At 58.8% G+C, this 13,932-nt stretch carries 19 protein-coding genes; 6 read left to right on the top strand and 13 right to left on the bottom strand.

The annotated features are described in order from the left end of the window. The first annotated feature begins 1,153 nt into the window (after positions 1-1,153). Entirely contained in the window at positions 1,154-1,747 is a 594-nt protein-coding gene (locus GXY01S_RS08570) for a TetR/AcrR family transcriptional regulator (protein WP_242501305.1), read from the top strand. Between the two features lie 45 nt (positions 1,748-1,792). Here GXY01S_RS08570 and GXY01S_RS08565 read toward each other — a convergent pair whose 3' ends face one another. From GXY01S_RS08565 to GXY01S_RS08555, 3 genes are all read right to left on the bottom strand, one after another. Then, positions 1,793-2,380 (bottom strand): TetR/AcrR family transcriptional regulator, encoded by a 588-nt coding sequence (locus tag GXY01S_RS08565; protein WP_061274085.1) that lies wholly within the window; start codon positions 2,378-2,380, stop codon positions 1,793-1,795. 281 nt (positions 2,381-2,661) lie between these two features. Further along, on the bottom strand, positions 2,662-3,606 hold the full coding sequence (locus tag GXY01S_RS08560) for a PDR/VanB family oxidoreductase (protein ID WP_061274083.1): 945 nt from the start codon (positions 3,604-3,606) through the stop codon (positions 2,662-2,664). A 4-nt stretch (positions 3,607-3,610) separates the two neighbouring features. Then, positions 3,611-4,651, bottom strand: a complete 1,041-nt coding sequence (locus GXY01S_RS08555; RefSeq protein WP_061274081.1) for an aromatic ring-hydroxylating dioxygenase subunit alpha — start codon at positions 4,649-4,651, stop codon at positions 3,611-3,613. A 121-nt stretch (positions 4,652-4,772) separates the two neighbouring features. Here GXY01S_RS08555 and GXY01S_RS08550 point away from each other — a divergent pair, with 121 nt between their 5' ends. Continuing rightward, the gene (locus tag GXY01S_RS08550) at positions 4,773-5,702 is read left to right on the top strand and encodes a LysR family transcriptional regulator (RefSeq protein ID WP_061274079.1); all 930 of its coding nucleotides are present in this window, start codon (positions 4,773-4,775) and stop codon (positions 5,700-5,702) included. Positions 5,703-5,767: 65 nt separating this feature from the next. On the opposite strand, the gene GXY01S_RS08545 is transcribed toward GXY01S_RS08550, so the two are convergent. Both GXY01S_RS08545 and GXY01S_RS08540 read right to left on the bottom strand, forming a co-directional pair. Then, positions 5,768-6,637: a sulfurtransferase gene (locus GXY01S_RS08545; protein WP_061274127.1), complete on the bottom strand. Its 870-nt coding sequence runs from the start codon at positions 6,635-6,637 to the stop codon at positions 5,768-5,770. Positions 6,638-6,762: 125 nt separating this feature from the next. After that, positions 6,763-7,551, bottom strand: coding sequence for an SDR family NAD(P)-dependent oxidoreductase (locus GXY01S_RS08540; RefSeq protein ID WP_061274077.1), 789 nt, complete (start codon positions 7,549-7,551; stop codon positions 6,763-6,765). 346 nt (positions 7,552-7,897) lie between these two features. Between GXY01S_RS08540 and GXY01S_RS18555 the strand changes: the two genes are divergently transcribed. Beyond that, positions 7,898-8,059, top strand: coding sequence for a hypothetical protein (locus GXY01S_RS18555; protein ID WP_165165612.1), 162 nt, complete (start codon positions 7,898-7,900; stop codon positions 8,057-8,059). Between the two features lie 139 nt (positions 8,060-8,198). Here the strand turns inward: GXY01S_RS18555 and GXY01S_RS18090 are convergent, their stop codons facing one another. Together GXY01S_RS18090 and GXY01S_RS08530 are read right to left on the bottom strand one after the other, a co-directional pair. After that, the gene (locus tag GXY01S_RS18090) at positions 8,199-8,477 is read right to left on the bottom strand and encodes a hypothetical protein (RefSeq protein ID WP_061274075.1); all 279 of its coding nucleotides are present in this window, start codon (positions 8,475-8,477) and stop codon (positions 8,199-8,201) included. Positions 8,478-8,583: 106 nt separating this feature from the next. Continuing rightward, positions 8,584-8,991 carry a hypothetical protein gene (locus GXY01S_RS08530; protein ID WP_242501304.1) on the bottom strand — a complete coding sequence of 136 codons (408 nt, stop codon included), beginning with the start codon at positions 8,989-8,991 and terminating at the stop codon, positions 8,584-8,586. 472 nt (positions 8,992-9,463) lie between these two features. Here GXY01S_RS08530 and GXY01S_RS08525 point away from each other — a divergent pair, with 472 nt between their 5' ends. Beyond that, on the top strand, positions 9,464-9,808 hold the full coding sequence (locus GXY01S_RS08525; RefSeq protein ID WP_061274073.1) for a DUF952 domain-containing protein: 345 nt from the start codon (positions 9,464-9,466) through the stop codon (positions 9,806-9,808). A gap of 19 nt (positions 9,809-9,827) precedes the next feature. Here GXY01S_RS08525 and GXY01S_RS08520 read toward each other — a convergent pair whose 3' ends face one another. Continuing rightward, positions 9,828-10,610, bottom strand: coding sequence for an MgtC/SapB family protein (locus GXY01S_RS08520; RefSeq protein ID WP_061274122.1), 783 nt, complete (start codon positions 10,608-10,610; stop codon positions 9,828-9,830). 181 nt (positions 10,611-10,791) lie between these two features. On the opposite strand from GXY01S_RS08520, the gene GXY01S_RS08515 reads away from it, so the two are divergent. Continuing rightward, positions 10,792-11,664: a DMT family transporter gene (locus GXY01S_RS08515; RefSeq protein ID WP_110570390.1), complete on the top strand. Its 873-nt coding sequence runs from the start codon at positions 10,792-10,794 to the stop codon at positions 11,662-11,664. 58 nt (positions 11,665-11,722) lie between these two features. Here GXY01S_RS08515 and GXY01S_RS18085 read toward each other — a convergent pair whose 3' ends face one another. The 4 genes from GXY01S_RS18085 to GXY01S_RS18925 all read right to left on the bottom strand — a co-directional run bounded on the left by GXY01S_RS18085 (position 11,723) and on the right by GXY01S_RS18925 (position 13,167). Continuing rightward, the gene (locus GXY01S_RS18085; RefSeq protein WP_156470299.1) at positions 11,723-11,869 is read right to left on the bottom strand and encodes a hypothetical protein; all 147 of its coding nucleotides are present in this window, start codon (positions 11,867-11,869) and stop codon (positions 11,723-11,725) included. 24 nt (positions 11,870-11,893) lie between these two features. After that, positions 11,894-12,475, bottom strand: coding sequence for a hypothetical protein (locus tag GXY01S_RS08510; protein ID WP_061274071.1), 582 nt, complete (start codon positions 12,473-12,475; stop codon positions 11,894-11,896). 133 nt (positions 12,476-12,608) lie between these two features. After that, positions 12,609-12,950 (bottom strand): hypothetical protein, encoded by a 342-nt coding sequence (locus tag GXY01S_RS08505; protein WP_061274069.1) that lies wholly within the window; start codon positions 12,948-12,950, stop codon positions 12,609-12,611. 1 nt (position 12,951) lies between these two features. Continuing rightward, positions 12,952-13,167 carry a hypothetical protein gene (locus GXY01S_RS18925; protein WP_242501303.1) on the bottom strand — a complete coding sequence of 72 codons (216 nt, stop codon included), beginning with the start codon at positions 13,165-13,167 and terminating at the stop codon, positions 12,952-12,954. Between the two features lie 83 nt (positions 13,168-13,250). Here GXY01S_RS18925 and GXY01S_RS18920 point away from each other — a divergent pair, with 83 nt between their 5' ends. Further along, positions 13,251-13,457: a hypothetical protein gene (locus tag GXY01S_RS18920; protein ID WP_242501302.1), complete on the top strand. Its 207-nt coding sequence runs from the start codon at positions 13,251-13,253 to the stop codon at positions 13,455-13,457. On the opposite strand, the gene GXY01S_RS08495 is transcribed toward GXY01S_RS18920, so the two are convergent. Continuing rightward, positions 13,445-13,873: a hypothetical protein gene (locus tag GXY01S_RS08495; protein ID WP_061274067.1), complete on the bottom strand. Its 429-nt coding sequence runs from the start codon at positions 13,871-13,873 to the stop codon at positions 13,445-13,447. The genes GXY01S_RS18920 and GXY01S_RS08495 overlap by 13 nt on opposite strands. Positions 13,874-13,932: the final 59 nt, after the last annotated feature.

Raw genomic sequence — 13,932 nt, 5'->3', positions numbered from 1 at the left:
AGGAGCGTGACCGTGCCGAAGCACAGCAGTCCCTGGGAATACAGGCTGAGTGTTATGGACCCCGCGAACCCCATGATGGAGGCACCAACAACAACCGGCACCCACGGGGGCATCCGGCTGAGCGGTGTCTTTTTCATCAAGACCGCGATTTTGTCCGTTATGCGTTTTGCCCCGACCATGTTCAGCTATATCGCTGCCTTGCTATCGTTAATATTTAATCGATCCTTCCCAGGGCGTTGCGTCACCCTATAGGGAAAGCGGTAAGCTAATATGAACAACGTTCACTTTATGCCTGAAGTCAGATCCTGCACCTGGGTTGAATGGTCACTATGATACAATATGGTGAGAGCGTAATCGGCTATGTGGACACGAGGCTTTTGCCTCAGTTCACAGTGGTATTAATTTCTGATTAATTTCCTGTCAAGGAAAAAGGCAATCCTTTGCATAGCGGAGAATTATTTCCGTTTTCCAGAGAAGAGAAAATTTTTTCTAATATATTTTTGAATATATATAACAGGAAGATATGCACCTATTTTTTAAACGAAACACTACAATATGATGCGTAACTGTTTATGGCAGCGTCTGTTTTAACGGCCCTTATCTTAACAGTGTTCATAATGGAGGATGCTGGGGTTTAGGAAATAAATCCCACATGCTGCATCTACCTTGTCACTGGAGGGGGAGTTCAAAAGAGAGCATGGTTTTTCCCTCTGGTAACAGGCAGGACCAACCGCCGTCGCGCAACGGTCGAAATCTCTGTCAAGGGAAAAATCCGTTCTTATATCAATGCTACGTACCCTGAAGTCAGTTAAAATGACGGGTTGCGTGTGTAGGCGCGTAACGCTTGACCCCTGCTGGCCCGATAAGACGTTGTTAGGAATTTCAAGACAAAATGCTTTTGTATGTAGGGATTTTATGACAATCAGCTGGATAAATAGGAATTATTTCATACGCCGCATAAAATCTATCACTTTTTTTGACATACTCAATCGCAACATAATTTCTGATTATAATCCAACGCTCATACGCTTATGCCGCCTTTCCAGAAGGATGCCTTCCCATTTCAAGACGCTATCATAAAGGAAATGTTCCCGAAGACCTGCGCATTGCGACTGTCAGAATACTTGAATCTGAACGGCTCGAAGCCCTTTCGGTGCGTCGTCTCGCCAAGGAAGTCAAAGTCGCGCCGGCCAATTTCTATAATCATTATGGGAGCCTGCATGATCTCCTGCTAGAAATTGCCGTGGAATATTTTCAGATTTTCCGCAGGCAGATCGCCCATATTAACCGCACTTGCGCCAATCGCACCGATGCGCTCAAGCGTATTGTGTTTTACTGCGTGGATTTTGGCTGCACCCATCCCCAGCTCTACCGGCTCATGTTCGGTTACATACCGGATGCCTATGCCTATCCGCGCTATCGCATCGTCGTCGGTGCCGCGTTCGAAGATCTGATGGAATTGATATATGGCAAGCGGGTTTTTACGTTAACCGATGACTTCGGTCCCAATGATATGGAAACCCTGAGCCGGAAAGTGCAGGCCGGTTACGGCATGTACGCCATGCTCTGCGGTTTATCGAACCTGTTCGTCATAAAAGCGCCCACAGGGCCTCTTTTTGATGGTGATAACCCGCGTGAAAGCATGGCTGCTTTTCTCGGTGATATTCTCGATGCCTTCATCAGGGGCGATCTGGCCCGCGCGCTCGATGCCAAACCGGACGAAGAAGAAAGTAGCCCGAAGGATTGATCGATGCCCTGCCCCGATCAGTTGCGGATTGGAGCGGGATGGGAATCAGGGCTGGGAAGACGGATCTGAAGGGGTCATGGCACGAGTTTCACGCAGAATCACTTCTATGGCCCAGCTTATGGCGGCGCCTGCCTCGCTGCCGTTCATATCGAACTCTTCGCGGAGCGTCAGCCACGACAGGACATTGTCCAGGCAGGCAATCACGGCTTCTGCCCGGCGTCGATCGGCGGCGGGCACGTCTGGCGTATCGCGCCATAGCGTTCTGCGCCGACGGACGAGAAGTTCATTGCGAAACTTGATCCGCATTGAACGCCCGACCCGTGTCAGGGCAAGAATGCGAGAAAGATTCGGGTGCTCGTCAAACCGCGCCGCCGCGATACGAAAGCCCTGCACCAGATCATCCGGGTCCGTGCCCAACGCAAAGCCGAATACCTGCGTATTCAGCCATTCACCCGTAGCCCGCAACAGGGCATCACGGCAGGAAAAATACTTATAGATAGTCCTTACGGAAAGGTTGGCGCGTTCTGCAATATGGGCAGTGGGAACCGTGACATCATCGCGCTCTTCAATAAGGGCGACAAAGCTTTCAATAATGCGTTGCCGGGTCTGTGCGGCAGCTTTATCGCTCGGCATATGTCATTCCCCTGACTTTATAAAACGGCTTTGTCATGAGAGCATGTATGATGTCAATGTTGTTGAGGTAATGCCCCCACAGCCCATGTTGTGAGTAATTACAAAATTCTCAAATTCAGGCCAGCCTTTCTGATTTTCCTATGGGCCGTTTGTTTCCTGTCCTGAATCACATCAGGGCCCTTGAGAAAATTCAATTCTCAACAGACCCTGAAAAATATTTACCAGAAAATTATTTATTATTCATATCATTAAACAAATCACGCGCACCGGGAGCATGACTGTTACAGGTCCACAGTGATGGAGGGCGTGCGGGCGCGTGAGCAGCACAGGGCAATGCTGCAGGCCTGCTCCGCCTCGCTCAGTACCATGTCACGATGCGCACCTTCCCCGGCCAGCAGCGGCACGACACAGGCCCCGCACATGCCCTGTTCACACGAGAGGCTGACCGCAATGCCTGCCGCCATCAGGGCGCTGGCAATGCTCTGGTCGGGTGGCACGGTTACGCGCCGCCCGGAGCGGGCCAGCACGACTTCAAATGCCTGCTCCCCATCGTCAGGTGCCACTTCCGTAGGACGGAAATATTCCGTATGGATCTGCGCAGCCTCCCAGCCTGCGGCAATGGCATGGGACGAGACGGCCTGCATGAAGCCATCCGGTCCACACAGCATGATGGCCATGTCCGCTTCAGGGCAGGCCAGTGCGGCGGGATAGCCCTGCCTGAGGCTCGTGGCCATATGCACGCGGCTCGCATAGGGGGCGGTAAGCAACCGGTCCCTGAACGGTGCCTGATCGGGCGTACGTGTGTAATAGTATAGCGCCCAATCAACACCCTGACGCTGCAGCCGCGCCATCATGGGCAGGAGCGGCGTAATCCCGATCCCGCCCGCAATCAGTATATAGCGTTGCGCACCCGGCAGCGCGAAGGCATTGCGGGGCGGTGAAATGTGCAGTTCCATCCCCTTCTCCACGGTGCTGCACAGGGAGGCCGATCCCCCGCGTGAGGCCGCTTCGCGCCTGATGCATAGTTCATAAAAACCGGGATCATCCGCATCGCCGCACAGCGAATACTGGCGTACCAGCCCCGCCGGGGTCAGGACATCCACATGCGCGCCGGGCGCGAAGCGGGGCAGTGCCCCCTGCCCCGGCGTTGCCACAAGCCGCAGGCGGACACAGTCCGCCCCCTCGAGCATGACATCATGCACGATAACAGGAAAAAGAGCTGACATGACGTTATGCCGTGAAAAACTGGCTCAGGCCCATCGTGCGCAGGGCACGGCGATAGGCGATCGAACTGCGGTCGGCCATGACATGGGCCTCAAGCGTCGGGTCGAGCGGCAGGTTCTCGGGCTTCTGGGCCTCGACAAGGGCGCGGTCTTCCTCGAAGACACGCAGGTTGAAGTCATAGACATCCTGCAGCGGCAGTTCCTTGTCGAAGTTGCGGCACATCGGCGCGAACATGCGTGTCTGCCGCGCTGATACGGGTGAGGCCGTATTCATGATGACCAGCCGCCCGTTATCGGGAAAATGAATTTCCAGCGTGGCGGTAAAAGGCACATGCACCCGGAAATGGCGCAGCCATTCAAAGCCTGGCCGCCCCCGATCCGTCTTGCCAATGGGGTAATTGCCCACGCTGCTACGATATTCGGCCTCGAACCCATCGGGCGTGACGTGCGTTTTGTAGGGCGGCACCACGGGGTTTTCGGGGTCGGCGAAGGTGTCGGTGTGCACGAAGGCAAAATGGGCCACGTCAATGAAGCCTTCCACCTGCCGCCCGGCAAAACCGGCAATGTCGATAAAAGGGCAGTTGATCTGCTGATAGGCCGGGTCATCCCAGTGCGGCATGGGCGGAATGACAGGCGGCGCCTCATCAGGGCGCAGGCAGGTCCAGATCAGGCCGTAACGCTCCACGGCGGGGTAGGTGCGCAGCTTCAGCTTGCCGGGAATGGCGCTGTCGGGGTGGGCGGGCACTTTTACACATCGCCCCTGCTGCCCAAAGCGGAAGCCATGATAGGCGCAGGCCACAGTTTGCCCGTCACCCTTGCCCATGCTCAGCGGCACGCCGCGATGCGGGCACAGATCATCAGCCACCACAATCGCGCCCCCGGCGCGGTAGAGCACCAGCGGGGCATCAAGCAGGGTCACGCCCATCGGCTGCTCGCCCAGATCGCGCACCAGGGCGACCGGGTGCCAGCAACGGGCCAGGATCAGCCAGTCATCGGCATCGAATGTCATGTTGCGGGGCAAGGAGGGGATGACTGTGGCGAGGGTCATGATGGGGGTCTCCTGAACGGGCCGGAAAGGCTCTGGCGGCTTTTCAGGAAGATCATTTCACACGTGGCATGCTCTCAGATATATCATAATTTATCCTTCCTCATTCTCGAAATGAGAACGCATGCACCCCTTTTCGCGCTTTCTGGTCTATTTTCTGGCGGTTGCGCGCCATAAGTCCATCCGTCGTGCGGCGGAGGAACTGCACATCGCGGGTTCGGCCATCAACCGGCATATCCTGCTGGGTGAAAAGGAATTGCAGACCCCCCTGTTCGAGAGCCTGCCCACCGGCATGCGCCTGACGGCGGCGGGCGAACTGCTTTATGCCTGCGCCCGGCGCTGGGTTAAGGATCTTGATGACCTGACCCGCCAGATCGATGACCTGAAGGGCATCCGCCGCGGGCAGGTTGACCTGCTCGCACCCGAGGCCCTGTCCCGCGCCTTCGTGCCGCAACTCGTGGCAGACATGAAGGTCAGCCATCCGGGCGTGGTGCTGAATGTGAACATCCGTGACAACAAACGGATCTGCCAGGCCCTTCTGTCGGGTGAAGGAGACCTGGCCCTCGTGCTCGACCCCGATGAGATGCGCGACATCGTGGTGCTGCACCGCATGACCTTTCCCCTCGGCTTCGTATGCCTACCTGCGCACCCGCTGGCACGGGAAGGTTCGGTCAGGCTGGCGCAGTGCATGGACCATCCCGTCATCATGCCTGAACAACCGCTTGCCATTGCCACCGTGTTTGACAGGCTGCAGCAAAGCGGGCGTGTCAGCCCGTCGGTGGCCGCGCGGGCAAACAATGTGCAGATGATGCTTTCGCTGGTAACGGCGGGGATCGGGATCTGCTTTCTCAGTTCGCTCGATGTCATGGCCGAGGTCATGCGCGGGGAACTGGCCTTCGTGCCGCTTGCCGGAGCGCAGGTGCCACACCTCACGCTTGCTCTGGTGCATGACCGCACCCGGCAGCTTTCCCGCCTGACGCGGCAGGTCGAGGCCATGACCAGGGACATCATGGCCAGCCATGCCCGGCAGGGAGAAGCGGCAAAAAGATCGTAAGGCCATGCCCGCGCGTAGAGGACTTTCACGCCACGACAGGCGTGAAAGTCCGCTCATTTCTTCCCTCAGCCGCCGTTATAGGGTGCGGCGGCTTTTGGCAGCCCGCCTTCAATCGGCAACGCCGGGTTACGCGACCACTCGTTCCATGAACCCATGTAGATGCGCAGCCTGCTGAACCCGGCCGAGGCCAGCGCCACATAGGTATTGGCGGCACGCGCACCCTTGAAGCAGTAAATGATGATGTCATCATCAGGATGCAGGTTGCGCGTGGCGGCCAGTGCACGGATTTCATCAGGCGTGCGGAAGGCGGCGTGGTTGTCGGTCACCTTCATGAAGTCATACCATTCGATCCACACGGCACCGGGAATACGGCCCTTGCGCGGCGCGAAATCAACTCCGTAGGGCGATGAACTTTCAGCCAGCCATTCCACCCGGTCGCGGTTATCGAGCAGCTTGATGGTGGAAGAACCCAGCGCTGCCCGCACCTCGGCCAGCGTTGCCATGAGGCTGGCATCGGGCCGCAGGGGGAAGTCGGTGCCTGCAGGGGTGGTGACATCAGTGGTCAGCATGCCGCCTTCCCTGCGCCACGCGCTCAGTCCGCCATCAAGAATGCCCACCTTGGGGTAGCCCAGATAACGCAGGATCCAGTAGCCTCGGCAGGATGCGCCATAGCGGGTGTGCAGGGCGTCTTCATACACGATGGCGGTTCTGGTGCCGTCGAGCCCGTAATCGGCAAACAGGGTGGCAAAGGTCTGCTGCAGCTTGTGCAGCCCCTCATGCGAGGTTTCGGCCAGATAGGTAAAGATGTCCGGCATGTTAATGGCACCGGGAATGTGGCCTGCCGCGAAATCCTTGGGGTCGCGCACGTCAATCAGGAGCACGTTGCCTCCTGCGGCACGCACGTCGTCTGGTGAGTAAAGAACGGTGGTGGACATGAAAAATCCCTGCGGCATGGAAATGGACAGACCCCTTTCTCCTACCAGCAATCCGCGGGGTCATGGAGGGCCTGCGCCACGCCCCGGCCATGAGCGGCGCGGGACGCACGCACAGGGCCGTCAGGTCAGATCGTGCTCAGCACGCCGCCATCAACGCGCACGGCCGCCCCCGTGGTGGCCGAAGCCTGCGGTGAGGACAGGTAAACCACCATGTTCGCCACCTCATCCACGCTCGCGGCGCGGCGGATGATGGAAGACGGACGGTGCTGCATCACGAATTCCGCTGCTATTTCCTCCATCGACCTGCCGGTTTTTTCCTGCTCGGGTTTGAGCATTTCCGCCAGTCCTTCCGACAGGGTCGGCCCGGGCAGCACTGAATTCACGGTTACATTGGTGCCTGCCATCCGCTCCGCCAGGCCGCGGGCGATGGTGACCTGCGCGGTCTTGCTGAAACCGTAATGAATCATCTCGACCGGAACGTTGAACGCCGATTCCGATGAAATGAATACCACACGCCCCCAATCACGTGCCTGCATGCCAGGCAGATAGGCGCGTGCAAGCCGCACGCCAGACATGACATTGACCTCGAAAAAACGGGCCCAGTCGGCATCCGGGGTTTCAAAAAAATCTTTCTGCTCGAAAATGCCCAGATTGTTGATCAGAATATCACAATGCGGGTGGGCGGCTACCAGCGCCGCGCACCCTTCCGCCGTGCCCAGGTCGCCCGTAAAGCCAGCTACGCTGCCCTTGCCCAATGCACCAAGAGCCTTGACCGCCTGCGCTACTGCCGCCGGGCGGCGCCCGTTGATGATGACATGCGCACCGCTTGCAGTCAGGCCCTTGGCAATGGCCAGGCCGATCCCGCCGGTCGATCCTGTTACAATGGCCGTGCGGCCGGTCAGATCAATCTGCATGGTCGGTCTTCCTTTCTTTGTGGGTGGAGCGCGCGCACGCGCCTTTGGCCACACAAGACCATGAATGATCCACAAGGACCAGAGGGGCATGGCCATGCCGTTTCGCCCGGTTCCGGCAATTTTTCGGCATCACGTTTATTGAGGCAGGACAAACCTGATTACCTGCGGCACGAGAAGAATAGATTCCTAACAATACCACCCTCAGGTCGATCCGGACCACCTGCATAGGGGGAAAAGCCAGGGTGCCGCGAAACAGGATTCATACAATCGTCACACTTATGATGTTCCATATTTGTTAAGCATCCCTGCCTGCGCTTTGGCGGGCTTTTTCAAAGGTTTCCGGATCATGAACGGACAGTCCGATTCCACCCCAAAACCCCGCAAAGAGCCGCATGAAGAGTGGCGTGAAGCCCTGCTGCGCGCCTGGCGCAGCAGGCGCGGCTATGCCCGCCCGCAGGATGCCGCGCATACGGTATCCGACGAAGGTTTTCTGTATGATGATGCCTGAAATGCATGGCAGCATCACGCAAAATTCAGGTATTGACCTTCAAAGATATAAGTGATGCATTCGGTTACAAATGAAATAGCGGTATGCCCTTTATATCATCGGGCCGTTATTTTATAAGGCAATATCTGATTTGAAAAAATCAGTTCGTTAGGAAGGAATAGATTACATGAAAAAAGCACTGCTTTTTGCTGCGGCTCTCGGCCTGGCCCTGCCCGTCGCTGCCCATGCGGATGACAACAACGAACAGCACCATGGTGAGCACCGTGGCCATCGCGGCGGTCATGACCAGAACGGTCAGGGCGGCCAGGGTGGCGAACATGGTGATCGTGACCACGGTGGTGACGAGCATGGTGGTGAGCACGGCGACCACGAGCACGGTGGTGAGCATGGCGAGCACGACCATGAGCACGGCGATCACGGCCAGCAGTAATCTGCGCGCCTGACACCATGTGTCAAAAAAGGGGGCTCCTGATGGAGCCCCCTTTTTTTGTTCCCGATAGGCTGTGCTCAGTAAGCACTTCTGTTCAGAACAGGATCAGGTCAATGCCAATGCCCAGCGCCATCATGCTCCACAGGCCCACCAGTGTGGCCCTGCGGCGAATGATATGACGCGACAGGAGCACGATCAGCGGGTCCCCCTCGGTTGCGGCAGTCCGTTCGCCGGGCTTGAGTTCCCGGTAAAACCCCCCGTTTTCCGTAACGCCGACCATATTGAGCAATCCCTGGCGGAAGCTGCGCAGGTCTTCCTCGGTATATAGCGTCTCGCGGTTGATGGTGATGGTTTTCGGCCCGCAACGCAGCAGGCGCATGGCACGCAGGTGGCGCGGGCGGATGCCCAGGTAATCCGATGCTTCTCCCGCAGGCAGAATGGTCCGGCGCGGAAAATGCAGCACGGCTGGTCCCGTATCATTGCCAGGGAGGGGCATCATCATGCGAACCTTTCCATCTATTCATGCGCAGTGGTGGTTGATTGGTCCCACGGTGCGCCCTTGGCGTTGCAATGACCAGACCGATTTTACATCATGACCGTAATTGTGCGCCTTCCCCCCCCTTTCGCCCTACGGATATGGCATTAAAGCGGCCCCGTTTTGCTGTAATTGCAGGCAGGCGACGTGCCGGGGATAAATGAGTTTATGATGGGTATCGTCATGCCTGCGATGGGGGTCGTTCTTTAAAGCTTTTTGAAAAAAGCTTCACCAAAAACTTTCTTATGATTTCTGGATGTTTCCCGGGCTGACTTTTCAAACAGGCTCTAACTTTTTAAACAATCTCCAGGCGCTTATGGCGGCGATATGGATAGGGCTGGCTCGCATTGCATGCAGCGCGGCGCTACGATGGCCAGCATATTTCCTCTGCCAGCGCGCTACCCTATGCTGCGCCCTCACCTGACCGGACCAGAACGTCATGACAGAGCATATCGTCTATAAAATCCTGACTGCCCCCGAACATGAAGCATTCGCCCGCGCGGGCCTGTTCAAAGGCTCGCCGGCTGATGTGGCGGATGGCTTCATCCATTTCTCCACCGGGCCGCAGGTGCAGGGCACGCTTGAAAAGCATTTTGCAGGCCAGAGCGGCCTTGTGCTGCTTGCGGTCGATCTGGCCCTGCTTGATCCGGCGGCAGTGCGTTGGGAACCCTCGCGCGGAGGGCAGCTCTTTCCGCATCTGTATGCAGCCCTGCCGGTTGGCGCGGTTGTCGCCACTACTGCCGTAACCCATGATATACAGGGCCGCGTGCAGCTACCGGTCTGAGCGATCTGATGCAGGCTCTCTATTCGGGGTCATGATCGCCTTCATCGGTTTCCACGCTGATAATGCCATCAATATCCGATAACGCGGCAACAAGGTGCGAGACAGGCCGTTTGCCGCGCACCTTGAGGAAGAGCGTGACCGTGCCGTGGCCCGGCCTTTCATCAGGTCGTGGCAATTCGGCATCGTGCTGTCGGTCGCGCAGATCCTGCAGGGCCTCGGGATCATGCAGGGATTGATCAGGCGGCTCGAGCTTGACGCGGGTAATGGCGAAACGCAGCCTGGTGCAGCGGATCAGGATCACGCGCAGCAGTCCCCGCCCATCGGGGTAGGACACGAACAGCCCGACCGCGCGGGTGGCATGGTCGCGTGGAATAAAATGGCTGATGCGCGGAAAGCCGAGCATGATGATGAAATGGCCGATGGTTGTCGCCACCGCCAGCGTAATCAGCCCTGCCCCACAGGCCATGCCGAGTGCTGCAGTCAGCCAGACTGACGCCGCCGTAGTCAGCCCCCGCACGATGTCGCGGCGCATGAAGATGACGCCGCCACCAATGAACCCGATGCCCGATACCACCTGTGCCGCGATGCGTGAGGGGTCCAGCACGACGCGCCCCGCATCAAGAATGTTGTTGAAACCGTATTTTGACACCAGCATGAACAGCGCGGACGCCACCCCGACCAGTGTGTAAGTGCGCAGGCCGGCACTTTTCTGCCTGAACTCCCGCTCCATCCCGACGAGTGCGGATAGCACGAAAGCAAGCACGAGTTCCCCAAGCTGGAGCCAGCCTTCCCCCGATGACATATTGGCAAAAAGTGACAAGACGGCCCTCCTCTGCTTCAAACCATGCGCCCGGGTGTTAAACAGCCCGGAAGAAGGCCGGGTTGCGTGCCCTCGCGCAGGGTAAGTTCCACTTTGTTTTTGGTTATCTGGAGGAAGAGGTGCGGATCGAAATAAAACAATGGCGGGCGCGCGCATGGCGATCATGAACCTTCCCTCACGGCAGGAACTGGCCCTGATGGCCGTAACGCTGTTCTGGGGTGGCACGTTCCTGATCGTGCATGTCACGCTACGACATTGCGGCCCCCTGTTCTTCGTCGGGTTGCGCTTCATGACAGCAGGGCTGATCGGCTGCGCCGTTTTCCATCGCGCCCTGCGGCGGATTACCCTGGCCGAGATGGGCGCGGGTATGGCAATCGGCATTGCGATATGGGGCTGTTACACCCTGCAGACCTACGGGCTGCAAACCATCAGCAGCAGCCGTTCCGCTTTTCTCACCGCGCTTTACGTGCCGATCGTGCCTCTTGTGCAATGGATCGTGCTGCGCAGGCCGCCACGCATCATGAACTGGGTAGGCATCGGGATGGCGTTTTGTGGCCTGGTGCTGCTGGCAGGTACGAGTGCCACACAGGGTGGATTTGGCCGGGGTGAATGGGCCACCGTACTGTGTGCCGTATCGGCGGCAGGCGAGATCATACTGATCAGCCGTTGTGCAGTGTTGGGAGACAGCAGGCGCATCACCGTGGTGCAGTTGCTCGTAGCCGGGCTCCTGGCCTTGCTGGCCATGCCGGTTGCGGGCGAGCGCCTGCCCGCATTTTCATGGATATGGGTTGCCGGGGGCGTGGGCCTGGGCGTTGGCAGCATGCTTGTGCAACTGGCCATGAACTGGGCGCAGAAAGCCGTCTCGCCCACGCGGGCCACCATTATCTACGCTGGTGAACCCGTATGGGGTGGTATTGCCGGGCGCGTGGCCGGTGACCTGCTGCCAGCCACCTCGATTCTGGGCGCGTGCTGTATTGTCGCAGGCGTGCTGGCAAGTGAGATCAGGGTGCCCGCACGCTCACAACCCGGAAAGTGATTTTGGATGCCGCCTTTTTTAAAAGGCGGCATTGCGTAAAGTTTTCAACTGACTTTTCTCAGGCCACCGGCGGGCCAAGGCGTTCGCGCAGCATCCGTTGCCGCCGCCAGTGCCGTAGCATGAAAAGCCCCCCGGCCAGCAGGCTGACGGCATTCCCCACCACAATGCCGTAAAGAAAGGCAAATATAGTTGTGGCATGTTCCATATTGCTTCACCTGCTCATGATCATTCATGCACCATATGTTGCCACGAAAACCGTAATCCGCCCGAGTGCTTCCTGCGCCGTCAGTGTCGTGCCAACTGCGGGGCGCCGTGCAGTCATGTCCACCATGGCCTTGAGCAGCGAGATCAGCGTTGACGCGGCATTCGCTGCCGTTTTTGCCTCCGAGACCACAGTGCCCGACAGGTCCGACGCCATGCCGGTAACGACTGCGATAACCAGTGTATTGATCTGCTCGATATCGGTTACAATATTGTCGAACGCCGTGTGAATGCTGGTACTGTCATAACTGACGGATGTGCTCGATCCGGCGGCAGTCCTGAACGTATCGAGCGCCTCCCTGAGTGCGGTTATGACCGTATTGGCCAGCGCCACGTTTGCGGGGCCCATGGCCGTCGCAACACATGAAAGACTGATGGCGGTATTGGCGAATGACATGATGGCATTGCCGTAATCCGTTACTTCAGCCACGTTCAGGGTAATGGTGGTAACCTTGCCCGCGCGGCTGAGCGTGCAGCCAGCGAGCGCACCGGCCATCAGCGTTCCGGCCCCCATGCGTAGCGCGCACCGACGGGAGAGAAAAAGGTTCATATGCCTGTTCCTGTAAAAAACCGCCCTGAGGGCGGTGGGACATGCGTGACTTATTTTTGCCGTAATGAAGGACAGAATGGAGCATGCAGCTTCGGCTCACATCGGCCATCCACCTAGCGCCGAAGCTGCACCCCTATTCTTGCGGTATTTCCGGCCTGCCCTTCCTGTCCAGAACGGGAATGCCCGCTGCGGTCACGGCCTGCTTGGCGGCAGGCTTTTCGGCAAGCGGCACCCGCACGCCCGACTGCCCCGGCTTGAAGTGGTTCTCCGCCCAGCCGATGTTCAGGCCGATGGTGGTCATGAGTTGGTAGGCCACGGCCCACCGGCTGCCTGCATGCGGCGGCGGGATGATGGCGGCGGCGGCGCTGCATGCGAAAATGAAGATCGCGGCGTAGAGCGTGTACTGCTCCGGCACCTCGGTCAGCAGGAGTGCCATGACGGCCCCGAGGCCGCCGAGTTTTGCAGTCGTGTTCATGTCATGCCTCGATGGCTTGCGCGAACAGGGCGATATGCGCCGGGTCGGTGTGCCCTGCTCCAAGCGCGGTGTTGTAATTGGCTTTCCAGAACCGGCATTGCCCGGCGGCATCATCAGTGGCTGGCAATGGGTCGGGTGCGCGGTGGCATTTCAGCCGGGCCATGGCGCAGGCATAGGGCAGGTTGCCGATCAGTTGCGCGGCGCGGTCCGCCCCCACGGGCCATCCTGCCTGCAGGGCGAACAGCCGGGCGCGGAGGCCGACAGGCGCGGTGCGGGCAGGAATGTCGCCCAGATGTCATCATGAGTGAACGGCTCCATCTGCTACAGGCCCAGCGCCGGGCCGCCATCCTGCACCAGGGCGCGGCAGCCGGTTTCTACCAGCGCGATGCCCGCCAGCAGGTTGACGGCAGCAGGACCGCCGAGGCCGATGAAGGCGAGCGTGGGCGCGATAACACGCGCCTTCAGGTCAGCCAGCAGGCCGGGCGGCGCGGTCGTCATGGTCCGTAACCAAAGGCGCGCTTGCAGAATGACCACGCTGCATCGCCAATCTGCCCCCAGCCGAGCAGGCCGGTGGCCAGCACGATGAAGGTCATGGTTACCCACGATGTCAGCTTGAGGCCGCCCTCGATGCGGGCCAGCCTGCCCGATATCTCGTTATTGCGCTCGGTGGCCGTGTCGGTCATGTCGTCCACGCGCTCCATGATCTCGCGCCGGGTCTGGTCGGCCGTGTCGGCCACTGATTTTGTCAGGTCGCGCCGCATATCGGAGAACTGCACGGACAGGGTATTCAGCCCATCGCGCAGGTTGTCGTGGCCACCCTCGACCTTGGCCAGCCGCTCACGCACACGGGCAAGATCCTCCACCGTGGCGCAGCGCATGGTTGCCACCGGGGCACCCTGCGTCAGGGATGTGGTTTCGCTCATTCATTTTCTCATAAAAAAACCGCCCGGATAGGCGGCGTGTCAGGTGCGGGTTGTGCGAG

Origin of the sequence: Komagataeibacter xylinus NBRC 15237 (assembly GCF_001571345.1) — a bacterium.
Taxonomy (GTDB): domain Bacteria; phylum Pseudomonadota; class Alphaproteobacteria; order Acetobacterales; family Acetobacteraceae; genus Komagataeibacter; species Komagataeibacter xylinus.
This window is presented reverse-complemented; position numbering and strand designations above follow the sequence as displayed.